The 22,054-nt window shown below is 58.8% G+C and carries 20 protein-coding genes; 9 read left to right on the forward strand and 11 right to left on the reverse strand.

Features of this window, described 5'->3' with window-relative positions; genetic code table 11:
* Positions 1-39: 39 nt before the first annotated feature.
* A complete protein-coding gene (locus GSQ77_RS06495; protein WP_158900220.1) occupies positions 40-1,542 on the forward strand; it encodes a PLP-dependent aminotransferase family protein in 1,503 nt (500 codons plus the stop codon).
* A 40-nt stretch (positions 1,543-1,582) separates the two neighbouring features.
* Here GSQ77_RS06495 and GSQ77_RS06500 read toward each other — a convergent pair whose 3' ends face one another.
* From GSQ77_RS06500 to GSQ77_RS06510, 3 genes are all read right to left on the reverse strand, one after another.
* Complete coding sequence (locus GSQ77_RS06500; RefSeq protein WP_158900222.1) at positions 1,583-2,272, reverse strand: M24 family metallopeptidase; 690 nt, start codon at positions 2,270-2,272, stop codon at positions 1,583-1,585.
* A gap of 7 nt (positions 2,273-2,279) precedes the next feature.
* Positions 2,280-3,386 (reverse strand): flavin reductase family protein, encoded by a 1,107-nt coding sequence (locus GSQ77_RS06505; protein ID WP_158900224.1) that lies wholly within the window; start codon positions 3,384-3,386, stop codon positions 2,280-2,282.
* A gap of 201 nt (positions 3,387-3,587) precedes the next feature.
* Entirely contained in the window at positions 3,588-5,117 is a 1,530-nt protein-coding gene (locus tag GSQ77_RS06510; RefSeq protein WP_254067471.1) for a sensor domain-containing diguanylate cyclase, read from the reverse strand.
* A gap of 411 nt (positions 5,118-5,528) precedes the next feature.
* Here GSQ77_RS06510 and GSQ77_RS06515 point away from each other — a divergent pair, with 411 nt between their 5' ends.
* From GSQ77_RS06515 to GSQ77_RS06525, 3 genes are all read left to right on the forward strand, one after another.
* Positions 5,529-5,717, forward strand: coding sequence for a hypothetical protein (locus tag GSQ77_RS06515; protein WP_158900228.1), 189 nt, complete (start codon positions 5,529-5,531; stop codon positions 5,715-5,717).
* Positions 5,718-6,054: 337 nt separating this feature from the next.
* Positions 6,055-6,699 carry a DsbA family protein gene (locus GSQ77_RS06520; RefSeq protein ID WP_158900230.1) on the forward strand — a complete coding sequence of 215 codons (645 nt, stop codon included), beginning with the start codon at positions 6,055-6,057 and terminating at the stop codon, positions 6,697-6,699.
* A 136-nt stretch (positions 6,700-6,835) separates the two neighbouring features.
* Positions 6,836-7,357, forward strand: coding sequence for a heme-binding protein (locus GSQ77_RS06525; protein ID WP_158900232.1), 522 nt, complete (start codon positions 6,836-6,838; stop codon positions 7,355-7,357).
* 97 nt (positions 7,358-7,454) lie between these two features.
* On the opposite strand, the gene GSQ77_RS06530 is transcribed toward GSQ77_RS06525, so the two are convergent.
* Positions 7,455-8,360 (reverse strand): LysR family transcriptional regulator, encoded by a 906-nt coding sequence (locus GSQ77_RS06530; protein WP_158900234.1) that lies wholly within the window; start codon positions 8,358-8,360, stop codon positions 7,455-7,457.
* Between the two features lie 149 nt (positions 8,361-8,509).
* On the opposite strand from GSQ77_RS06530, the gene GSQ77_RS06535 reads away from it, so the two are divergent.
* From GSQ77_RS06535 to GSQ77_RS06545, 3 genes are all read left to right on the forward strand, one after another.
* On the forward strand, positions 8,510-9,598 hold the full coding sequence (locus GSQ77_RS06535; RefSeq protein ID WP_254067472.1) for an Ldh family oxidoreductase: 1,089 nt from the start codon (positions 8,510-8,512) through the stop codon (positions 9,596-9,598).
* An 86-nt stretch (positions 9,599-9,684) separates the two neighbouring features.
* The gene (locus tag GSQ77_RS06540) at positions 9,685-11,001 is read left to right on the forward strand and encodes an MFS transporter (RefSeq protein WP_254067473.1); all 1,317 of its coding nucleotides are present in this window, start codon (positions 9,685-9,687) and stop codon (positions 10,999-11,001) included.
* A gap of 436 nt (positions 11,002-11,437) precedes the next feature.
* A complete protein-coding gene (locus GSQ77_RS06545; protein ID WP_158900236.1) occupies positions 11,438-13,675 on the forward strand; it encodes an NADP-dependent isocitrate dehydrogenase in 2,238 nt (745 codons plus the stop codon).
* Positions 13,676-13,761: 86 nt separating this feature from the next.
* On the opposite strand, the gene GSQ77_RS06550 is transcribed toward GSQ77_RS06545, so the two are convergent.
* Both GSQ77_RS06550 and GSQ77_RS06555 read right to left on the reverse strand, forming a co-directional pair.
* Complete coding sequence (locus GSQ77_RS06550) at positions 13,762-14,274, reverse strand: hypothetical protein (protein ID WP_158900238.1); 513 nt, start codon at positions 14,272-14,274, stop codon at positions 13,762-13,764.
* A 131-nt stretch (positions 14,275-14,405) separates the two neighbouring features.
* Entirely contained in the window at positions 14,406-14,675 is a 270-nt protein-coding gene (locus GSQ77_RS06555; RefSeq protein WP_158900240.1) for a FimD/PapC C-terminal domain-containing protein, read from the reverse strand.
* A 239-nt stretch (positions 14,676-14,914) separates the two neighbouring features.
* Here GSQ77_RS06555 and GSQ77_RS06560 point away from each other — a divergent pair, with 239 nt between their 5' ends.
* Positions 14,915-15,655, forward strand: coding sequence for an SDR family oxidoreductase (locus tag GSQ77_RS06560; RefSeq protein ID WP_158900242.1), 741 nt, complete (start codon positions 14,915-14,917; stop codon positions 15,653-15,655).
* Positions 15,656-15,672: 17 nt separating this feature from the next.
* Here GSQ77_RS06560 and GSQ77_RS06565 read toward each other — a convergent pair whose 3' ends face one another.
* Entirely contained in the window at positions 15,673-16,074 is a 402-nt protein-coding gene (locus tag GSQ77_RS06565) for a helix-turn-helix domain-containing protein (RefSeq protein ID WP_158900244.1), read from the reverse strand.
* Positions 16,075-16,152: 78 nt separating this feature from the next.
* Between GSQ77_RS06565 and GSQ77_RS06570 the strand changes: the two genes are divergently transcribed.
* The gene (locus GSQ77_RS06570; protein WP_158900246.1) at positions 16,153-17,319 is read left to right on the forward strand and encodes an alkene reductase; all 1,167 of its coding nucleotides are present in this window, start codon (positions 16,153-16,155) and stop codon (positions 17,317-17,319) included.
* Between the two features lie 52 nt (positions 17,320-17,371).
* On the opposite strand, the gene GSQ77_RS06575 is transcribed toward GSQ77_RS06570, so the two are convergent.
* The 4 genes from GSQ77_RS06575 to GSQ77_RS06590 all read right to left on the reverse strand — a co-directional run bounded on the left by GSQ77_RS06575 (position 17,372) and on the right by GSQ77_RS06590 (position 21,720).
* Complete coding sequence (locus GSQ77_RS06575) at positions 17,372-18,490, reverse strand: ABC transporter ATP-binding protein (RefSeq protein WP_158900248.1); 1,119 nt, start codon at positions 18,488-18,490, stop codon at positions 17,372-17,374.
* 102 nt (positions 18,491-18,592) lie between these two features.
* A complete protein-coding gene (locus tag GSQ77_RS06580) occupies positions 18,593-19,447 on the reverse strand; it encodes a carbohydrate ABC transporter permease (protein WP_158900505.1) in 855 nt (284 codons plus the stop codon).
* Between the two features lie 13 nt (positions 19,448-19,460).
* Positions 19,461-20,414: a carbohydrate ABC transporter permease gene (locus GSQ77_RS06585; protein ID WP_158900250.1), complete on the reverse strand. Its 954-nt coding sequence runs from the start codon at positions 20,412-20,414 to the stop codon at positions 19,461-19,463.
* Positions 20,415-20,469: 55 nt separating this feature from the next.
* On the reverse strand, positions 20,470-21,720 hold the full coding sequence (locus tag GSQ77_RS06590) for an ABC transporter substrate-binding protein (protein ID WP_158900252.1): 1,251 nt from the start codon (positions 21,718-21,720) through the stop codon (positions 20,470-20,472).
* Positions 21,721-22,054: the final 334 nt, after the last annotated feature.

Consider the following 22,054-nt stretch of genomic DNA (forward strand, 5'->3'; position numbering starts at 1 on the left):
AGGTGAACCCTCCAGATTAATAAATATAGGTGGACCAGCATGTTGCGACCGTGGGACTTCGTTCTCGAGATACGGCGCGAATCGCCGATCGCCCCCTATCTTCAGATCGTGCACGCGATCATCGACGGCATACGCCGCGGGCGGTTGGCCTCGGGCGACGCCCTTCCTGGCAGCCGGGAATTGGCCAAAACACTGGCGGTGAACCGAAAAACCGTGGTGTTGGCGTTCGACGAATTGATTGCGCAGGGATGGTTGATGTCGGAGGGCACGCGGGGCACCTTCATTTCGCCACATTTGCCCATGGTCACGCCGGCGTCGTTTGCCTACCGGCCCGTCGACCCGACGCCGATGCCCGACCAGCCTGACTATTTCCTCCCCGGGAGCCGGACCCAGATTCCGGTACTGCTGCCTGAGGCAGGGTCGTTGACCTTCGATGACGGCGCACCCGACACGCGCTTGGTGCCCGTAGAGGCGTTGGCGCGAGCGTATCGCCGTGCGCTGGTTGGAGCCGGGCACCGCAACCGGCTTAGCTATGGGGATCCGCGTGGCACCCTTGCGCTACGTACGGCGGTGTCATCGATGTTGAACATCGAACGGGGCTTGACCACGGTCGCCGACAATATCTGCTTGACCCGCGGCAGCCAGATGGCCATTTACCTCGCCGCTCGTATTTTGTCGGGACGAGGCGACACCGTGGTGATGGAAGCGCTGAGCTACCCGCCTGCGCGCGAAGCCTTTCGTGCCGCCGGTGCCGAGGTCATCGGCATTGGTCTGGACAGTGGTGGTCTACGCCTGGATGAGCTGGAGAAGGTGTGTAGAACGCGCAAGGTGCGCTGCCTTTATGTCACGCCCCATCATCAATTTCCCACTACCGTTTCACTCAAGCCCGAGCGGCGACTGCGGCTGTTGGCGCTGGCAGACCAATTCGGTTTCGCCATCGTGGAGGACGATTACGACCATGAATTTCATTTCAACGGGCGTCCGCTATTGCCGCTGGCGAGTGCCGATCGCTGGGGCAAGGTGGTGTACATCGGTTCGTTGTCGAAGTTGCTCGCGCCCAGCATGCGTTCCGGATATATCGCCGCACCGGCGCATTTCATCCAGCGGGCAGCAGAGGAGGTTTTGACCATAGACCGACAAGGGGACTCGACGACCGAACTTGCCGTAGCCGACCTGATCGAATCGGGTGAGATCAAGCGCCACGCGCGTAAGGTCGTCAAGGTGTACGAACAACGACGCGATCTATTCGCCGACTTACTGAGGGACCGGTTAGGGAACGCGATCGAATTCGATGTGCCCGATGGCGGCTTGGCGTTCTGGATACGCTTTAGTGCGGGTATCGACGAAATGAAATTGGTCGCCGATGCGAATCGTCATCATGTCCGGTTCCTGCCGGGCAGTTGCTTTGCGATGGATGGCGGGAATGTCAGCGGTGCCCGGCTCGGTTTTGCAAGTCTGGACGATAGCGAGCTGGCGCAAGCGGTCGAGCGCTTGCATCGAGCAATCGCACAGCAATCCGGTGCGGGCCAGGCAACTCGATAAGCTGGCTGGCCGGGGGGGGCGTCCAGGCCTGCAGCTATCGTTATTGGAAGTATTGATCCTCGAGCAACATGTCTTCGAAGAACGCGCCATAAGCGTGTTGCGGATGCCGTATGTGAATCTCAAGCACCCATAATTGGCGTGACGGTTTGAAATCCACTTCCGCCATTGGACCTTCATAAATCGCCGCATGTGGGAAATCGGCCAGCCTATGGCCGGAGAGGTCCATATTCAGTGCCCAGCCGCGTTGCTCGGCCTGCGCGGTCGCGAAGTCGTACAACTCTTTACCGGTCGCGCCCGATGCCAGCCAATGCTTGCGCGTCGCATGGAAAATTTCGCGCGCGTCGCGCATGCAGCGCGCCTTGTCGGCGTTTGTGCCGGTGACGAAGGTGTCGCCGCCGTCGCCCTCCCAGTCTTTCCAGGTCGGGCCGATGTCGATCAGAAACAGGTCATCGGCACCCAGCACGATGCCGGGGTCCGACAAGGCGCCGAACGTCTTGGTCGTGTTGGTGCCGAAGCGGACGTACACGTCGTGCCAGCCGCGTAGCATGCCCTTTTCGGCGAGCAGATCTTTCGCCATCTCCACGGCGTCTTCTTCGATCATGCCGGGCTTCACGGCGTTTGCGATCTCGTGGATGACGTCACGTGTCATCTTGCGCACGATCATCATTTTGTCGGCGTTGTATTTTTCACCGACGGCTTCAAGCGCATTTTGGCTAACGACTGTGCTCATGTTGCTTTTACCTCTTCATGGGTAGGGGTTGGGGGTCGGGAAGCTCGAGGCTGATTCCGTCCAGATCCGCTTCGACGCGTATCTGGCACGACAAGCGATCGTACGGGCCGCACTCTTCCAGTGACTGCAGCAAACGCCGTTCGGTGCGCTCGATCGGTTTTAGCCGCGAGAAGGAAGCCGGGTCCAGCGTCACTCTGCAAGTGCCGCACGATTGATTGCCGCCGCACACGCCTTTGATCAATCCTGCATCGCGCAGCGACACCATGAGCGACTGGCCCGATGGCAAGTTCATTTCGCGTCGACCGTCGTGCACGCTGGACAGCAAAACCGATATCGCTGTCACGGCTTTGAACGGGTCTGCGGGCGGCGCGGTAGACGATACAAACGCATCGGCGTGGAAATTTTGTGCACAAAGGCGGCAGTCGTCGATCAAGCGCGTGCGGGCGGCGGATACCATCGCCGGCGCACCGCACACGTAGACACAGGCGCCGTCGAGATCGGGATGTCGGCGTGCAGCGACGTCCTGGACGTATCCCCGCTCGCCTGTCCAGCAAGGGTCGCCGTCGGGCGCGACGACAGGGATAAACCGCAGGTTACGGTGCCATCTTGTCAGCGTATTAAAGTGTGCCGCCAGATAAAAGTCCTCGGCTTTAAGGCCGCCCCAGTACACCCAGATGGGATTTGCACAGCCCGCGCGCAGCGCTGCTTCGAGGAGTGCATTGAGTGGTGCGATGCCGGTGCCGGTAGCCAGCATCAGCACGGGAGTTTGAGTCGAAGGGGGCGCCTGCCAGGTGCAGTCGCCGTATGGTCCATGTACTTTGAGCTTATCGCCAGCGCCAAGTCGGTCGCGAAGCAGCGACGAAAATTTGCCGTTGGGGTACAAGCGGATATGCAACTCCAGCGTGCCGTCATCGCGGACCGGCGCCGCCATGGAATAAGAGCGCAGGTCGCCATCGGGCAATTCGACTGTGAGGAACTGGCCTTCCCGATAGCTCATCGAACGGCCTGATTCTGACGTGAGTCGCACGCGCACTACCGTCTCGCCCAATGGCTCGACCGCGAGCAGCGCCGTATCGAAAGGACGAGCAAACGACGGGAGTGGTGAGGCATTCATCGCGATCGGTCGGAAAATTAGGTTTTCCGAATGCTATCGCCATACCTGGACCAGTTGAGTGAGCCAGTTTTTATAAGTTGAATGGACCAGCTTGGTCGGCCAGTCCGCGCGATGACTGTCACGGCGAACATCCGCTCGGCTCGCCAAGGGTGCCGCCTTGCGGTACAAGGAGACGCCTATATCCGAGGGCTGTGCCTACGGTTAAACCTCATATTCAACACTCGTGCATACGCGATTGCGTCCCGCCGCTTTTGCCGAGTACAGAGCCTTGTCCGCCGCCCGAATCAACTCCGTCGGCTCGTCCGATCCTCGAATCGGGACCAGCGCATCCACGCCTGCGCTCAACGTGACAAAACCGGCTGAGTTGCCAATATGCTCGATTTCCAGATTACGGATGGCGTTACGGATTTTTTCCGCGACGACGAGTGCACCGGCCACATCCGTATTCGGCAGCAATATCGCGATTTCCTCACCGCCGTAGCGGGCGACAAGATCACCGGGGCGATGCGGTGTCAAATCCTTGATCGTACGGCTGATCGTTCGCAAGCACTCATCGCCCGCAGCATGGCCGTAAATGTCGTTGTATTGCTTGAAACAGTCCACATCCAACATGATCAAGGCCAGCGTACTGGCAGTTCGTATCGCCCGGCCGAACTCGTTGCCCAGCGTTACATCAAATTGCCGCCGGTTTGCCAGCCCCGTGAGGCCGTCTTGCATGGCGAGCTTCTTGAGCGTTTGGTTGAGGCTCTGCAACGCATCCCGAGCACGAACCATCTCCGCCTCGGCTTTATTGCGCAACTCGATCTGTTTGACCAGGCGCCATCCAAACAGCGCCACCGCCAGCGCGAGAAAAATAACCCCGCCGGTATGCCAGAGCGTATCGCGCCACCACTCAGCCAGGATCTCGTTCTTGGAAAGCGCGGCCGCGACGAACAGGGGGTAGTTCTTGAGTCGACGGTAGCTATTCAATCGGGTCACGCCATCTTGGGCCGACGTGATGACGGCCGCACCAACGGCGCCTTGCGAAGCATAAATTCGGAAGAGCTCGGTATTCGCCACACTTTTCCCGACCAAACTGTCGTTGAAGGGGCGGCGGACCATCATGATCCCGCTATCCGAAATTAGGGCAACCGCGCCTGCGTGACCGATGTGCAGGCTATCGTAGAAGGCCTTGAAAAAATCGACGTCGATCGTCGCCAGCGCTACCCCGCCAAAGCTGCCATCCGCATGATTGATGCGCCGGGATACCGGAATGATCCACTTGCCACTCGACCGGCTTATCACCGGGACGCCAATGTGTGGGCCCAAGTCAACATGAGTGCGATGGAAGGCGAAATACTCTCGATCGGAGTTGTTGAAATTCGTTGCCAAGGCGGGCTGGGAATCTGCAATCCACCGGCCATTCTCGTCGTAGACGTATAACCCGTTGAGTTGCGGTAGCTCCGCTGTTCGTGTCGCCAACAACCTGTGCAACCGCGCTATGCTAGCCGGATTGATGCCCTCATATTCGACGCGCTCCACGATGCCGACCAGCGTGGTGTCGGCTTCCTTGATCGTGTCGTCGGCTTGCTGCGCCATCGCGTTCGCCAGATTCGACGTGGCGACGTCCATCTCCTGCAATTGAATCGAACGGGCGTTCCAACTGCGCCAGCTATCGATTGCGATGAGGGCGGTGCAGACGATGGCAACGAACGCAATGGCGCGGAAGACGATGGGTAGTTGCTTGAGCACTAGATTTGTTCTCGGTGAATTTCTCTGTCCGGATTTCTGAGGTGCACCGGCGTTTTCCATACGGTGCCATATTTCGGTGAGTAGTTGATACGCATCGGATCCAGGGTCGGATTCATGGCACAGACAGGTAGTTTCCTCTATTTCAATTTTTGGGTTGCCGTGGCCTGACCGAAGAATGGGATAGCCGGGAACGGCGATGGCCGAAGAGGAGGGCAAACGCCGGGCAAACGCCGAGCGCACGCCGGTTCAATGGATATATTTCGCAACACTTTGTATGAAACTTAGTGCCAGATTGCGAGACTATATTGGCGTAGGTACATTGTTAGTGCAGGGGGCGAATGATCGCCTCTGACAATCGGTCAACCCGTGAGTCAACCCACTAGCAATGACCCGCCTGAATCCGGAGTACGTATGACAACCGAGCGCAATCTGCAGTGCCTTTCCCGCGAAGTTTGGGATATCGCGCAGCGGCCCTTCGAGCAACGCCGCATGTACCTCAATGAGGTCGAGAAAAGCCGCGGCAAGGCCGAGGCGGATCGGTTACGTGCCGGGATAATGCAATTTTGGGAAGAAGAGAAGTTGGCGCAGTGTTGTTTATAGTTCGAGCAGCAAACGCATTGCTACGCGCGCGGCCACTCGGTCCGCCCAGTCGGTTTCGTTATAGGTCATTGCTCGATTCGCGGAGGTCTTTCGCCCTCCTGCGTTCCCGAGCCAATTCCGGAACACCTTACCCGGTGTAACAAGTGATTTCCAGATAAGAGATTTATCCGCCTGAGGGAAGATTCTATAGTCCACCCCATCGAAGACACGCGAGCCCTGTGATGTCGTTCGGATGGATGGCGGATCGACCGTACAAAAAGCGGTAAGCATCCGCGCCTGCCACCGAACGCACGGGGCCGATGTCCCTCTTATTTGGCCTTCGTTCGGAGTTGAAGCAATGAAATTGATTTATGTCGGTGACCCTATGTGTTCCTGGTGCTACGGCTTCGGGAAGGAACTCTCGGCGTTCGTGAAACGGGTGCCGGACCTGCCGTTGGAAATCGTGGTGGGTGGCGTTCGAGCGGGCGCGACCGACGTGCTTGACGAAGCGGGCAAGCGTTTCAGGCTGCAACATTGGACACGGGTGGCGCAGGCCAGCGGTCTCCCGTTCGATCGGGATGCATTCGGCGCTCTCGAGAACTTCGTCTATGACACGGAGCCGGTGTGCCGGGCGGTCGTCGCCGCTCGCATACTGGCGCCGGACGCGGATCTTCTTCCCGTATTCCGGGCGCTGCAGCACGCATTTTATGCGGAGGGTCGCAATACAACCGATGGCGAGGTACTTGCCGAGATCGGATCCGCGGCGCTCGGTCGGGTTGGATTTGCGGTCGATGCGAAACAGTTCCATGATGTCTGGGCATCTCAACGGGCGATAGCCGCCACGCAGGCCGATTTCAAGATGGTAGGCACGCTTAACGTTTCCGGGTTTCCCGCGCTGTTTTATGAAGTGGACGGCAAGCTTCATCGAATCGCCGCAGGCTACACGACCGTGGATATGCTCGAGGAAAAATTCGACGCCATCGAGCGTGCGGGTGTCCGATAGGGCCTGATCGATCAGATCAGCTCAGGTCGGCGCGGCGTGCATGTCGTCGTCACGTGAGCCTATTTTTGACCCGAGCGCGTCAATGTGAATTGCGTCGTGAATGCGCGCTTACCTATAGATGTCTCAGGGAGGATTTATGAAATTCAGTGCCACGGCCGCCGCGATTCTCGCCGCACTATCCGTTTCCGTTTCAGCGCATGCGGAAGTTACCCCTCCGAAAAATTATGCGTATGTGCTACCGATGAATTTGGCCGAGGAAGCCGCGAATGAAGCGGTTTTGACTTGCGCGGCGAAGGGTTACTGGGTTACGGCAACTGTCGTTGATATGGACGGCGTGCCGCAGGTGGTGCTGCGCGGTGATCACGCCACGGTTCACACAGGGGAGTCGAGCTTTCGGAAGGCGTTCACGGTCGTTACGCTCGGACCGGAATTCGGCTTCGACGCGTCGAGTGGGTTCTTCGAGCTTGTGAAGACGAGTCCTTATGCGCCGCAGTTGGCGACGGTCCATAACGTGATGGCCTTGCCTGGTGCCGTGGCCTTCAAGGTCAACAACGAGATGGTCGGCGCGCTCGGTGTCGGCGGAGCGCCGGGAGGCGATAAAGATGAAGTTTGTGCACATGCCGGCGTAGACAAAGTTTCGGGCCGTTTGCCGCATTAGACCGGGTGGTACGCGCGGCCGGATCGCACAGTCGGCGCGGCGTGAGCGTCGATCGAGCGTTAGATGAGCGCCGACTCAGAGGCCGAGCCCGCGTACCTTAAGTGAGCCAGGCGGGGTCTTTCAACGCCTCGGTCACACGCTTCATCGCAACGTCGCATGCCGGGTTATCGGTATTGCCTCGCCAGGCGAGGATGAGATCCGCTGTGGTTTCATCCGCGTCAAGCAGCGGCTTCAAGGCAACGTCGGCGGGCATCACACGCTCAGCCGATTGCGGCACCAGCCCAACGCCTAGCCCCGCGCCCACCAAAGCCAGTATCGAGTGCGTTTGCGTAACGTGCTGAACCTGCGCGACAGCTACGCCCTTCACATGCAGGAGTCCGGTGATTAGGTTATGAAAGTAGGCACCCTCCACCGGCGGGTAAGTAATGAAGTTCTGCCCGGACAGGTCTTGCAGCGCAATCGCGGGGTGAGCCGCTAACGCGTGACCGACGGGCACAGCCGCGCATAGCCGCTCGCGATAGACGCGTATCCATTCCACCCCAGGTTGTTGCATCGGCGGCCGGGTCAGGCCCATATCGATCTGTTCTTCTCTGAGCGCCGCGAGCTGCTGCTCCGACGTCATCTCGCGCAACGTCAGCGAGACCTCTGGCATACCAGCGCGCAGTAGTGCGACAAATCTAGGCAAAAAGACGTAGCTCGAGGCGGCAGTGAACGCGATGGTCAGCGAGCCGGAATCACCGCCGGCGATACGGCGTGCATCGCGCGCGGCATCGACCGATTGCGCAACGATCCGCCGTGCCGAACGGGCGAAATCGTGGCCGGCCGGCGTCAGGCGAATCGCCCGCGCATCGCGGTCGATCAACTGCGCGCCGACCGCGTGCTCAAGCGCCTGGATCTGTCGCGTCAGCGGTGGCTGCGTCATGTTCAGGCGCCGGGCTGCTCGACGGTAGTTCATCTCGTCCACGACGGCGAGGAAGCAACGAAGCTGCGCGAAAGTGATCATCGATGCTTAATAGGTATCAACTGATTCACGGATTATCCTAGATGGTATCAGACACTTGGCATACGCTCTCCTGAACCGTTCCATCGTCCGAGCCGGCAGCGCACATCGGCGCACCGGTCGACATCGAACGCACCACAACAGGAGGACGCTTGACAACACCCTGCTTGATAACACCCTTTCCGAAGTCGATCCGCCGGCCCCACGACGCGCTCTCCAAGCTGGCAACCGATTTGTTTATTGCCGCCGGCATGGATGCCGACAAGGCGCGATGCGTGTCAGACCTGCTGCTGCTAACGGACATGATGGGTCGTCACACCCATGGCCTCGCGCAATGTGGGGCGTACCTCGACGAGTTGGTCGGCGGGCGAATGACCGCGACCGGAGTGCCGGAAACGATACGCGACACCGGATCGACGGCGGTCTGGGATGGTAACTATCTACCCGGACTGTGGTTGATGCAGCGCGCGCTGTTGCTGGGTTTTGAGCGCCTGGCCGTGCATGGGGTCTTCACCCTGTCGATGCGCCGCAGTCATCACATAGGCTGTCTTGCCGCGTTGGCCAAGCAAGCGACCGATCGCGGCTACTACGCGATGATCGCCTCATCCGGCCCGCATACCAAGGCGGTGGCGCCGTTTGGCGGTAAGCAGGGCCTCTTCAGTCCGAATCCGTTTGCCTTTGCGTTCCCCACCACCGAGTTCCCCGTGCTGGTCGATACCTGCGCATCGCTTACCACCGTGTCGATGACGCGGGAGAAGACGGCTGCGGGTGAGCAGTTCGAACACGCCTGGCTGATCGATTCGCATGGTCGGCCGAGCCGGGATCCCGCCGTTGTCGAGCGGCCTCAGGACCGCGGCAGCCTGATGTTGCTCGGCGGTATGGAGTCTGGCCATAAAGGTTTCGGTCTGGCCTTGATGGTCGAAGCGCTGACTCAAGGTTTGTCGGGCTTCGGTCGACGCGATGTGCCGTCGCGCTGGGGCGCAAGCGTCTATCTGCAACTGATCGATCCTGCCGCGTTTGCCGGCAGCGCGGCCTCGATTGATCAAATGGATTTCCTGGTCGAGCAGTGCCATGCAAATTCACCGATCGACCCGAGCCGGCCGGTACGTCTGCCGGGCGAACAGGCCACGCGCAATGTAGAAGCGCACCGTCGCGATGGCGTGCCGGTTTCGCCCGAAACGATTGCGGCGCTGCGGACGTGGGCGCAGAGGCTGCGAATCGATGACGCCGTCCTGACGTGACCTGATGTAGCTGACAACGGGCAACACCCAAATCGTGCACGGCAAAAAACAAAAACAGATGCCGAACAATCCCAAGGAGACACAACATGAAGCAAAACCTGGCGGTAAACGTGAGAGCCGGTGACCTCGCCGCCGTGACGCGACGCACGAATGCGAGGTGGTTCATGCTGGGGCTGGTCTTCGTCGGGACCATCGTCAACTATCTCGATCGGACCAACATGGCGATCGTGGCGCCGCTGATTTCGAAGGAGTTCGCGGTCGGCCCCGTGACCATGGGTTTTTTGTTCTCTGCCTTTTCCTGGGCATTTGCTGCAGCGACGCTTCCGGGCGGCTACTTTCTCGACCGCTTCGGCACGAAGATCACTTACGGGCTGTGCTTGGCGAGTTGGTCGTTCTTGACCGTGCTGCAGGCGTTCGCAGGAGGCGTCACGTCATTCTTCAGTCTGCGCTTCGGGGTAGGCGGCGCGGAAGCGCCCGCCTTTCCCGCCAATAACAAACTCGCAACTTCGTGGTTTCCGCAGAGCGAACGCGGTGTCGCCGGCAGCGTCTGCTCGATGGGCGTCTATGTCGGTACGGCCTTACTCACGCCGCTGGTATTCTGGATCGCCTCGTCGTTTGGCTGGCGCCCCGTCTTTTTGTTATCGGGTGCGCTGGGCCTCGTCTGGGCAGTCGTCTGGTTCGTCGCCTACCGTGAGCCCGCGGATAGCGCGATGGCAAACGCGGCAGAGCTCGATTACATCCGCGAGGGTGGCGCAATCATCGGTCAGCCGCCGCGGGGTGAGCCATTCCGTTGGGATCACTTCCGGAAGCTGTTTACGTATCGCCAAATCTGGGGCGTATGCATCGGCAAACTCGCAGCGACCACCACCCTTTATTTCTTTCTAACCTGGTTTCCAACCTATCTAGTCCAGGCGCGCGGCATGACCATGCTGCATGCGGGCGCCGCTTCGATCGGTCCTTATCTTGCCGCTGGTGCCGGTGTCATGTTCGGTGGCTGGTGGGGCGACTGGATGATCCGGCGCGGAATCAGCGTCAATATTGCCCGAAAGGCGCCGATGGTCATCGGCTTGCTGCTGACAGGCTCGATCGTGCTGGCCAATTTTACTCATTCGAACTTGATCGTGATCCTCATCCTCTCGTTCGCCTTCTTCGCCCAAGGCATGTCGTCGACGAGCTGGGTCGTGATCTCGGAGATCGCCCCGCGCAACCTCGTGGGCATGACCGGCAGTGTCATCAGCTTCGCCGGCAATCTCGCCGGCATTATCACGCCGATCACCATCGGCTTTATTGTGCAGAACACGGGTTCGTTCGAATGGGCTCTAGGTTTCTGCGCCATCGTGGCGTTGATTGGGACTTTCGCGTACACGGTCCTCCTCGGCAAAATCGAGCGCATACATATGTAAGCCATATGTAACAGCCTGGTTGTAACAACAGATGGAAGCGATGGTGCCGCGACCATCGGACCGCTGCGCAAACGCTCGGTCCGGCTAGCGCCCCAAACCGACAAAAGCTATTAATCTCGTTATTAATGCTTGCAAGGTATAATTCCGTCGCAGCCCTCGGCGGAAGTTTCCTTACATTTTCAAATGAAAGATCAGTCGGTTTATGGATTTCGTCTAGGTTTCGTCGAAGTTTCGTCATTTGCCGACTCTAATTTCTCCGCTCACGGTTGTGCTTTGACAGTACAAGCCGGCACGCCCCTCCCGCTGCAATTCCCCCACCAGGACTGGCGCGATCGATCACCCCCGGACGCAAAATCAGGCAAAATTCGATAGTTACTGCCGGTGCGTAACACAGCCGGCGGCGTCCCCAACCTATTTCTTCATCTAGAGATACGCAATGAGCAGCCAGCAACCCACCATCATCTACACCCTGACCGACGAAGCTCCGCTGCTAGCCACCGGTGCCTTCCTGCCCATCATTCGCGCCTTTACCGCGCCGGCAGGCGTGAACGTAATTACCAGCGACATCTCGCTGGCCGGCCGCATCCTGGGCGAGTTCCCCGAATTCCTGACTGAGGCGCAACGCGTGCCGGACGACCTGGCCGAGCTCGGTCGTCTGACCCTGCTGCCCGAAACCAACATCATCAAGCTGCCCAACATCAGCGCCTCGCAGCATCAACTGGTCGGCGCGATCAAGGAACTCCAGGGCAAGGGCTACAAGGTGCCGGATTTCCCCGAAGAACCGAAGACCGACGCCGAGAAGGCGATTCGCCAGCGCTATGCCAAGTGTCTGGGCAGCGCCGTCAATCCGGTGCTGCGTGAAGGCAACTCGGATCGCCGCGCACCCGCCGCCGTGAAGAACTACGCGCGGAAGAACCCGCACAGCATGGGCAAGTGGAGCATGGCTTCGCGCACCCACGTGGCGCATATGAAGCATGGCGATTTCTATCACGGCGAAAAGTCGATGACCATCGACAAGGCCCGCGACGTGAAGATGGAACTGCTCACCAAGGGTGGCAAGACCATCGTGCTCAAGCCCAAGGTGTCGCTGCTGGCCGGCGAGATCATCGACAGCATGTTCATGAGCAAGAAGGCGCTGTGCGACTTCTATGAAGAACAGATGGAAGATGCGCGCGAGACCGGCTTGATGTTGTCGCTGCACGTGAAGGCTACGATGATGAAGATCTCGCACCCGATCGTCTTCGGTCACGCGGTAAAGATTTTCTACAAGGATGCCTTTGCGAAGCACGGCAAGCTATTCGATGAGCTGGGCGTGAACGTCAACAACGGCCTGGTCAATCTGTACGACAAGATCGAATCGCTGCCCAGTACGCAACGTGAAGAAATCATTCGCGACATGCATGCTTGCCACGAACACCGTCCGGAACTGGCAATGGTGGATTCGGCCAAGGGTATCTCCAACCTGCACGCGCCGAACGACGTGATCGTAGACGCTTCGATGCCGGCCATGATCCGCATCGGCGGCAAGATGTGGGGCGCCGACGGCCGTCCGAAGGACACCAAGGCCTTGATCCCGGAGAGCACGTTTGCCCGCATCTACCAGGAAGTGATCAACTTCTGCAAAACCAACGGCAACTTCGACCCGGTCACCATGGGCACTGTGCCTAACGTTGGTTTGATGGCCCAGCAGGCTGAAGAGTACGGCTCGCACGACAAGACGTTTGAAGTGACGGAAGCGGGCGAAGCACGCATCGTTGACATCGCCACCGGCGAAGTGCTGCTGGCGCAGAACGTGGAAGAAGGCGATATCTGGCGCATGTGCCAGGTCAAGGATGCGCCGATCCGCGATTGGGTCAAGCTGGCTGTCACCCGTGCGCGCAACTCCGGTATGCCGGCGATTTTCTGGCTGGACCCGTATCGTCCGCACGAAGCCGAGATGATCAAGAAGGTCGAGACCTACCTCAAGGACCACGACACCGCTGGCTTGGACATCCAGATCATGTCGCAAGTGCGCGCCATGCGTTATTCGCTGGAGCGCGTTATCCGCGGCCTGGACACGATCTCGGTGACCGGCAATATTCTGCGCGATTACCTGACTGACTTGTTCCCAATCATGGAACTGGGCACCAGCGCCAAGATGCTTTCGATCGTTCCGCTGATGGCGGGTGGCGGCATGTACGAAACCGGTGCGGGTGGTTCGGCGCCTAAGCACGTCAAGCAACTGGTGGAAGAAAACCACCTGCGCTGGGATTCGCTGGGAGAATTCCTGGCATTGGCCGTGTCGCTGGAAGAGCTGGGTATCAAGACTGGCAACGGCAAAGCCAAGATCCTGGCCAAGACGCTGGATGCGGCCACGGGCAAGCTGTTGGAGAACAACAAGAACCCGTCGCCCAAGACCGGGCAATTGGACAACCGCGGTAGCCAGTTCTATCTGGCCTTGTACTGGGCTCAGGAGTTGGCGGCTCAAGCGGAGGACGCGGCCCTGGCCGCGCTGTTCGCGCCGCTGGCGAAGAAACTGACCGAGAATGAGCAGGCTATCGTAGCTGAGTTGGCGGCCGTGCAAGGCCAGCCGGCAGACATCGGCGGCTACTACAAGCCTGACTTCGAGAAGCTGGAACTGGTGATGCGGCCGAGCAAGACGCTCAATGCCGTGTTGGCGGCTGTTCAGGCCTAAGGATAGTTAGCTTTGTTTGTCCGCTCCCTTCCGGTTTGTTGCCGGAAGGGGCATGAACTGTTATCAAGATGCGCATGCCGTAAAGCTTACTCGGCATGCAATTCGATGCTGGTATTCCCTTCAAACGTTTGAGCCGCTGTGACGCGTGCTGCGCTGTCCGAGAGATAAGCTTCCACCTCCAACTGCAGCGTTAATTGCCGGCCGACACCGCCGTCGCTGGCTGCAACGGCCACTCCCTGTCCCGGCATTAGCGTGACACTTTCGCTGCCTGCGCCGACGGGCTGACGCGGTGCGGCGAGCTGCGCGAGCAGTACAGAGTGGTTGTCTAACTGAGCCCGCATCGCGTGCACCACAAAACCGTTGTGCTCGCCGAAGCGGAACAGGTTGTTCGGGCTCGGCGATCCCCTAAAAAACAGTGACATCCGCGTGGGTACCGTGCACACCGCCGTCGCCGTCACCACGCGTTTGCCAAACGACAGGTAGCGCGGATATTTTGTCAGTGGGCTCAGCTCGGAACGGGTCACCGTACCGTAGTCAACCTGGCTGTCGCCCAGCAAAAGTTGGCAGTTGTTCGCCGGCGCGGCGCTGACCGCTTGCATGCCAATCACCAAGAGCAGGGACGTTATGCTTTTGGCCAGGCCACGCCGGCTCATTCCAATATTAATCATTTCGCTTGTTTCCTAGGTTGCGCAAAAACGTGCAAGCAACGCTTGAGTAACGCTCAAGCATCTCAGTTCAGGCCTGCACCGTTCTGTGTATCCGGAGCGACGCATATCGCACCGACCTTGTCGTAAAAGCGCACACTCGCCTTTTCAGGCAAGCTGTACTGCAGCTGGCAGCTACGGCCATCGGCTAGCGTTACATGCAGATTGGGCTTCATGCTCGGATTCGAGACGAACGCGGTGCCGCCGTCGCCTATCGTGGTGACGAATTGGTTAGCGTCATCGAGCACGGTCGAGCCTTTGGGTAACGCTTGGCCGTCGGGTCGTGTCGTGGTCATCAACATCCGGCGCGTTTTGACGACGCCGAAATCAATATGATTGACCGAGCCGTGACCAGCATCGACGATCGACAGGCCTATTTCATTGATCGTAAGGCGTGCGCACCCGCCCGCTGCGCCTGTTTGCAGAAGTGGTCGGGCGCGGCATTTTTGATAGTTTCCGTGCCAACTTGAAAGACCCCTACTCTCGATCCCGCTGACAATCCTAAAAAGATTCCAAATTCGTCAGGAGACACGAAATGTCCGATCCGAACGGGAAAGTCGCGATTGTCACGGGCGCTTCAGGTGGAATCGGCGGCGCGGTGGCCGCTCGGCTCGCGGCAGACGGATTCGATGTGGTCGCCACCTACGCAGGGCATTCGACCGTAGCCGATGCGGTGATCGCTCAAGCCAAGAAGATCGGTCGACGCGGCCTTGCGGTGAAGGTCGATGTAGCTTGCGCGGAGGATGTCGAGCAGTTGTTCAGCGCCACGCTCGATACATTGGGACGCGTCGATGTCGTCGTCAACAGCGCCGGCATCATGCCGATGGGCTTGATCGCCGAACTCGACGTCGACGTCTTCGACAAAGTCATCGCAACGAACCTGCGCGGCACTTTCCTGGTATTTTCCCAGGCGGCAAAGTTGCTGGGCAACGGTGGTCGCATCATCGCGTTCTCGAGCAGCGTGCTCGCGAAATCCTTTCCGACATATGGTGCGTATATCGCCTCCAAGGCGGGCGTCGAAGGGCTCGTGCCTGTCCTGGCCAATGAGTTGCGCGGGCGCAATATCACCGTCAATGCGGTGGCGCCTGGTCCGGTCGGTACCGAGCTGTTCCTCAAAGGCAAGACGCCTGAACAGATTGCTACCCTGGGCAAGCTCGCGCCGCTTGAACGGCTGGGTACGCCGGATGACGTGGCAAGAGTGGTCTCTTTTCTCGCGGGTCCGGATGGCGAGTGGGTCAACGCACAGATACTTCGTGCGAATGGCGGCTTTGCGTGAGCTAGAGGGACGTGCCGTCAGGCTTTACGCCCGGCTGCCGATGGCGAGTCCGGTTGATCGCATAACCCGCAGGGAAGGAGTTTGCTCGTTTGATCCAGTTCTTCCGCGTGGTGCAGGCCCCATTCATAGAGCTGCGAAATCAGCGGCTTGAGGCTCATCCCCAATGGCGTCAGCGTATATTCGACACGCTGCGGTTCTTCGGCAAAAGTCTCCCGATGGACCAGCCCATGTTCTTCAAGCGCCCTGAGTTGCTGAATCAGAACCTTCTGCGAGATGCCGGCAATCTGGTTTTCAAGCTCGCATACGCGCCTGGGGCCGCTCAATAAAATGTAAATGAGAACGGCTTTCCACCGTCCAGCAATGACGCCCAATGTCCGTTCAATGGGTAAGCCTGGAAGTCGTTTTGTCACCTTCATCATGCGCACCAATTGGTGTGTGGATTGAACATTTGGCTCAGGTTAATCTGAATCGACCATTCAGTACCTGAGGAAGTATCGATGCCCGTTTTATTCGACACCCATAAACTCGGTGAGAACCTCACCTTGAGAAATCGCGTCGTGATGGCGCCCATGACTCGAACACGGACGTCCGACGGCGATGTTCCGAACACGTTGATGGCGACCTATTACGGTCAACGCGCCAGCGCCGGACTGATTGTAACCGAGGCGACCGACGTGTCTGCACGTAGCAAGGGCTACGCATGGACACCGGGTATCTACACAAAGGCGCAGGTCGAGGGATGGCATTTGGTCACAGAGCAAGTACATCGCAACAAAGGTGCCATTTTTTTGCAAATCTGGCATGTCGGAAGAATGGCTCACACGTCTATGATGCCCGATGGCGAGGCGCCTTGGGGAGTCACGGACGAACGCGCGAGCGAGTCCGATGTCTTCGCCCATGATGCCGACGGCAAGCTCACCTTTGTCCGGGCTAGCACCCCGCGACAGATCGAGACCGAGGAAATGGCCGATCTCGTCAGCGAATTCACAACCGCCTTCAGAAACGCGAGACGCGCAGGGTTCGACGGTGTAGAAATCCATGCCGCAAACGGCTATCTGTTCAATCAGTTTATGAATTCGACGCTGAACACACGCACCGATAATTATGGTGGCCAGACACCGCAAACCCGGACCCGTCTGCTACTTGAGGTGGTGGATGCCGCGATCCGGGAGCTCGGTGCTGACAAAGTCGGCGTCCGCGTTTCCCCATTCGGGAACTTCAACAGCATGCCGGTCGATCCTCGCGAGGAAGAAACCTTGCTGTATTTGTGCGACGAGTTGAGTCGGCGCGGCGTCGCCTATCTGCACATGGTCTATCAGTTGATGCCAGCAGGAAATGTGGAGGACAGTGAGTTTACCGGCGGAAATCTCAGCGACGATCTCGTGCGTAGGGTGCGCGATGCGTTCCACGGAACACTAATCTGGTGCGGCGGATTCACGCAACGCACCGCTCAGTTGGCGCTCGATAAGGGTTGGGTCGATCTGATTGCTTTCGGCAGACCCTTCATCGCCAATCCTGATCTGGTGGAGCGCTTCAAAAGCGACTGGCCGCTGACCGATTCCGACCCGTCCGATTTTTACACCCGGAACGGCGAGAAGGGCTATGTCGACTTTCCGAATTTCGATGGCGTCGCCCTCGATCTCGACGGCGGGTCGGCGGCATAAACAGAATGGACAGGCGCAACGACACCTGACCCTGTTGTCTGACTGAGCGCGTTCAAGCGATTCGGTCTTCGCTTGTCGGATCGAACAATACTGCTTTCGAGACATCGAACATCAGTGCAATATTTTCACGTGCTCGCGGCTGCGCACTCGGATGGACTCGGCACACGGTGCGGCGGTTATTGATTTGTGCAAAAACCAAAGTATCCGGGCCAGTCGGCTCGATCAAGTCGACCTTCACGTTGATTTCCTGAAGCAGCGATTCTGCCGTGCTATGCGCATGGCGTTTATCCGTAATGCGTTCCGGACGTAATCCCAGGATCACGTTTTGCCCGATATGGCTGCGCACCGATGGCGCGCTGAACGGCAGGTTCAGAACGGTTTGGGTATCACCGCTTTCAAGCAGCATCCCCACCCCGGAGCCGGCTTCCAGCAGCGTGCCATTGATGAAATTCATCGGCGGTGAGCCGATGAAGCCCGCCACGAACAGATTCGATGGGCTGTCATAGACATCCTGCGGAGCGCCGAATTGCTGAACCACGCCATCTTTCATCACGGCGATCCGGTCGCCCAGCGTCATCGCTTCGATCTGATCGTGCGTCACATAGACGATGGTGGTACCCAGGCGCCGGTGCATCAGCTTGATTTCGGAACGTACTTCGATACGCAGCTTGGCGTCGAGGTTCGACAACGGCTCGTCGAACAGAAACATCACCGGGTCGCGTGCCAGCGCGCGCCCCATCGCGACACGCTGCCGTTGGCCGCCCGATAGCTGACCAGGCTTGCGGTCCAGCAGGTGCGAAATTTGCAAGGTATCTGAAACGCGTTCGACGATGGCTTTTTGTTCTGCCTTCGGCATCTTGCGGATTTTGAGGCCAAACGCCATGTTCTCCCGTACTGTCATTGACGGGTACAGCGCGTACGACTGAAACACCATCGCGATGTCGCGATCTTTGGGCGAGAGATTGTTGACGATCTTGTTATCGATCAGGATGTCGCCGCGGGTGACCGTCTCCAGGCCGGCGATCATATTCAGCAAGGTCGACTTGCCGCAACCCGAGCCGCCGACCAGTATCAGGAATTGGCCGTCTTCGATTTCAATATCGATACCTTTGAGGACCGGCACCCCATTCGGGTAGGTCTTGTAGACGTCGCGGATGGAAAGGCTTGCCATGCGTTGTATCCTTTATCAGAAGCTGGCGCGGGCCAGACGATGAGCTTGGTTCGGTGCTGCCGTGAGTAGCGAAGCCCGCAGGCATGGCGCAACCCGAGCGCTTTAACCTTTGACCGCACCAGCAGTCAGCCCGCGCACAAAATAACGACCCGCGATCATGTAGACGAGCAGGGTGGGGAGGGCCGCGATAATGGCGCCCGCCATGTCGACGTTGTATTCCTTGACACCCGTTGAGGTGTTCACCAGATTGTTCAGCGCCACGGTAATCGGCATCGAATCGACACCCGAGAACACGATTCCGAACAAGAAGTCGTTCCAGATCTGCGTGAATTGCCAAATCAGGCACACCATGAAAATCGGCAGCGAGATTGGCAGCAGGATGCGTGTGAAGATCATGAAAAAGCCCGCGCCATCGACACGTGCCGCCTTGACCAGTTCGTGGGGAACGCCCACATAGAAATTACGAAAAAACATGGTGGTGAACGCAATCCCGTAGATCACGTGCACCAGCACCAAACCCCCCGTGGTGTTGGCCAGACCGAGCATGCCTTGCAGGCGTGCCATCGGCAGCAAGATCGCTTGGAACGGGATGAAGCAGCCGACCAACAACATCGTGAAAATCAGGTCCGCACCACGGAAACGCCAGTGCGTCAGCACATAGCCGTTGAAAGCGCCAATGATCGATGAAATGAGCACGGCAGGAATAGCCATGCGCACCGAGTTCAGGAAGAACGGTTCCATGCCGTCGCAGCGCACGCCGGTACAGGCGCCGCTCCAGGCCTTGACCCACGGCGCGATCGTGAGGTGCGTCGGCAGCGTCAACATATTGCCGGTGCGCAGTTCGTCGAGATCTTTGAGCGACGTCGACACCATCACATAGATCGGGAACAGAAAATACAGTGCAAACAGGATCAATACCGCGTAAATCATGGCGCGGTTGATGGTGAAACGGCCCATGTTGGAGCTGGCCTTAAAGTCCATTGCGCGTACTCCTGGATTCCAGGTACATCAGCGGCACGAGCACCGCAATCACGGTCGCGAGCATCATCATCGACGAAGCGGCACCGACGCCAAGTTGGCCGCGATTGAATGAAAAGGTGTACATGAACATGGCCGGCAACGACGACGATGTGCCTGGGCCGCCAGCCGTGAGCGACACCACGAGGTCGAAGGTCTTGATCGTAATGTGGGCCAGGATCAGCATCACGGAGAAAAACACCGGCCGCATGCTGGGGATCACGATTTTGCGATAGACGGTGGGCAACGATGCGCCGTCGAGTTGGGCTGCCTTGAAAATTTCGCCATCGACGCCGCGCAGGCCGGCCAGACACAGTGCCATGACGAACCCGGTGGATTGCCACACAGCGGCGATCACCACGCAGAAGATCGCTTTGTCCGGATCGCCCAGCCAATCGAAGTTGAAACTGGTCCAGCCCCAGTCATGCAGCACTTTCTGCACGCCCAGCGTCGGATTCAAGATCCACTGCCAAGTGGTGCCGGTGACGATGAACGACAAGGCCATCGGGTACATGAACACCGCGCGCAATGCCCCTTCGGCACGGATTTTCTGATCCAGCAGGATCGCCAGGAATAGGCCCAGAGCGGTACAAATGGCGATGAACGGAACGCCGAACCACGCCAGATTGGCCGCTGAGGTCCACCAGACGTCATTGGCGAATAGTTCGGTATAGCGCGAGAAACCGTCGAACGTGTAGTTCGGCATGAGGTGCGAACTGGTCAGGGACAAATAGCCGGTGACGAGGATAAAGCCGTAGACGAATACCAGACTGATGACTACGCTGGGCGCCAACACGATGCGGGGAATCCATGCGTCAGCCAGTGTCGCCCAGCGTGACGCGGTGCGACGTTGTTCACGCGGGGGCGCAAGCCGCTCGGGTTTCTCGCTGCTGAGGGAAGCAGGCACGGCATCACTCCTCGAAATAGTTCGCCGGCCGCAAGCCGGACGAACTTGGGTTTCGTTACTTGGTTTTGGCCGCTTTAGCCAAGTCGGACAGAGCCGTCTTCGTGTCTTCGTTCGAGTTCATGAACTTGGTCACGGCGTCGGTGATGGCGCCTGCAACGGCATCGTTCTGTGCCATACCATGCGCCAACGAAGGGACGTAGCTGCCGTTCTTCAATGCCGTTTGCTCATCGGCATAAGACTGTTTCGCACAGGCATCGAATTTATCCATCGGCACGCCTAGACGCACCGGGATCGAGCCTTTGTTCAGGCTGAATTCCGCCTGAAAATCGGGGCTCATGATGGTGCTTGCCAGCGCCAATTGTCCTGGCGTTGCGCCGGACTGACCCTTTTGTGTGAAGAAAGCAAACGAGTCGACGTTGTAAGTGAACGAGGTAGCGGTGCCCGGTGCCGGTGAGCAAACGTAGTCGCGGCCTGCCACCTTGCCGGCGCCGACGAATTCGCCCTTGGCCCAGTCACCCATAAACTGCATGCCAGCCTTGCCATTGATCACCATGGCGGTCGCGACATTCCAGTCGCGACCGGAGTGACCCGCATCGAAATAGCTTTCGATCTTGCGCACGGTATCGAAGACGGTGCCCATTTGCGGCGAGGTCAGCGTGGCCGGATCCAGGTCGACCAATGCTTTCTTGTAGAACGGCGCACCTTGTGACAGCACCACGGTTTCCCAAATGGTCAGGTCTTGCCAAGGTTGGCCGCCAGTCGCGACCGGAACATAGCCAGCGGCCTTCAGCTTGTCAGCCAGTGCGAAAAATTCCGGCCAGGTTGTGGGGGCGGTTGCGCCGACTTTCTTCAGCGCATCGGCGTTAATCCATAGCCAGTTGACGCGGTGCACGGAGAAGGGCGCCGCCACGTAGTGGCCTTTGTATTTCATCAGCGCATCGATCGCCGGGGGCAGGTTCTTGCTCCAGTCTTTCGCTGCCGCATCGACATTGGTCAGCACGCCTTCGTCCGCCCATTCCTTGATCAGCGGCCCCTTGATTTGAGCGGCCGTGGGGGCATTGCCTGAGATAACCTGGGTCTTGAGTGCCGTCATTGCCGCGGCACCTGCGCCACCGGCCACAGCGAAGTCTCGCCACTGATAGCCTTGTTTGTCCATGTCCGCTTTGAGCACGCCAACCGCTTTGGATTCGCCGCCGGACGTCCACCAATGCAGGACTTCAAGCTGTTCAGCCGCGCTCGCTACCTGAATACCCGCGACCATCAGACCGGCCGCGCAAAGTGCACCCATCATCGTACGCAATTTCATCGAGATCTCCAGACACCAATTTGAAAGACGTTTTGCTCCAGGCTCGTGGGGCGGGAAGGGTAGTCTTGGTGGCGGGCAATCGGGCTGAGCCCCCTGGGCGAGTGCCCATGGGTGGGTTACAGCGCCCGAAGGCCTGCAACCGCTCAGACTCTGAGTGGAATGGTATGCAACGCTGTCTCCTTCTTTTTTGCGGACCGCCTGGGTTGGCCGGTGCTTTTATTTTTCTGACAAGAGGCTGGCCTCGTATCGTCAGTGCGCGCCGCGTAGATACAACGCTTACGGGGATGCGCTACTTACCCTGCAATCTTGCTTAGCCTTGGACTGCGCTATAGAT

The sequence above is a fragment of the Burkholderia sp. L27(2015) genome, from assembly GCF_009765705.1.
Taxonomy (GTDB): Bacteria; Pseudomonadota; Gammaproteobacteria; order Burkholderiales; family Burkholderiaceae; genus LMUX01.

What these genes read in the sequence shown, in the direction of transcription:
- GSQ77_RS06505 (WP_158900224.1), bottom strand. Translation starts at nt 3,386, where the DNA reads ATGAATGCCTCACCACTCCCGTCGTTTGCTCGTCCTTTCGATACGGCG.
- GSQ77_RS06550 (WP_158900238.1), bottom strand. Translation starts at nt 14,274, where the DNA reads ATGCAAGCGGTCAGCGCCGCGCCGGCGAACAACTGCCAACTTTTGCTG.
- GSQ77_RS06565 (WP_158900244.1), bottom strand. Translation starts at nt 16,074, where the DNA reads ATGATGAAGGTGACAAAACGACTTCCAGGCTTACCCATTGAACGGACA.
- GSQ77_RS06555 (WP_158900240.1), bottom strand. Translation starts at nt 14,675, where the DNA reads ATGACCACGACACGACCCGACGGCCAAGCGTTACCCAAAGGCTCGACC.
- GSQ77_RS06525 (WP_158900232.1), top strand. Translation starts at nt 6,836, where the DNA reads ATGAAATTCAGTGCCACGGCCGCCGCGATTCTCGCCGCACTATCCGTT.
- GSQ77_RS06575 (WP_158900248.1), bottom strand. Translation starts at nt 18,490, where the DNA reads ATGGCAAGCCTTTCCATCCGCGACGTCTACAAGACCTACCCGAATGGG.
- GSQ77_RS06520 (WP_158900230.1), top strand. Translation starts at nt 6,055, where the DNA reads ATGAAATTGATTTATGTCGGTGACCCTATGTGTTCCTGGTGCTACGGC.
- GSQ77_RS06545 (WP_158900236.1), top strand. Translation starts at nt 11,438, where the DNA reads ATGAGCAGCCAGCAACCCACCATCATCTACACCCTGACCGACGAAGCT.
- GSQ77_RS06530 (WP_158900234.1), bottom strand. Translation starts at nt 8,360, where the DNA reads ATGATCACTTTCGCGCAGCTTCGTTGCTTCCTCGCCGTCGTGGACGAG.
- GSQ77_RS06590 (WP_158900252.1), bottom strand. Translation starts at nt 21,720, where the DNA reads ATGAAATTGCGTACGATGATGGGTGCACTTTGCGCGGCCGGTCTGATG.
- GSQ77_RS06515 (WP_158900228.1), top strand. Translation starts at nt 5,529, where the DNA reads ATGACAACCGAGCGCAATCTGCAGTGCCTTTCCCGCGAAGTTTGGGAT.
- GSQ77_RS06500 (WP_158900222.1), bottom strand. Translation starts at nt 2,272, where the DNA reads ATGAGCACAGTCGTTAGCCAAAATGCGCTTGAAGCCGTCGGTGAAAAA.
- GSQ77_RS06540 (WP_254067473.1), top strand. Translation starts at nt 9,685, where the DNA reads ATGAAGCAAAACCTGGCGGTAAACGTGAGAGCCGGTGACCTCGCCGCC.
- GSQ77_RS06495 (WP_158900220.1), top strand. Translation starts at nt 40, where the DNA reads ATGTTGCGACCGTGGGACTTCGTTCTCGAGATACGGCGCGAATCGCCG.
- GSQ77_RS06560 (WP_158900242.1), top strand. Translation starts at nt 14,915, where the DNA reads ATGTCCGATCCGAACGGGAAAGTCGCGATTGTCACGGGCGCTTCAGGT.
- GSQ77_RS06580 (WP_158900505.1), bottom strand. Translation starts at nt 19,447, where the DNA reads ATGGGCCGTTTCACCATCAACCGCGCCATGATTTACGCGGTATTGATC.
- GSQ77_RS06570 (WP_158900246.1), top strand. Translation starts at nt 16,153, where the DNA reads ATGCCCGTTTTATTCGACACCCATAAACTCGGTGAGAACCTCACCTTG.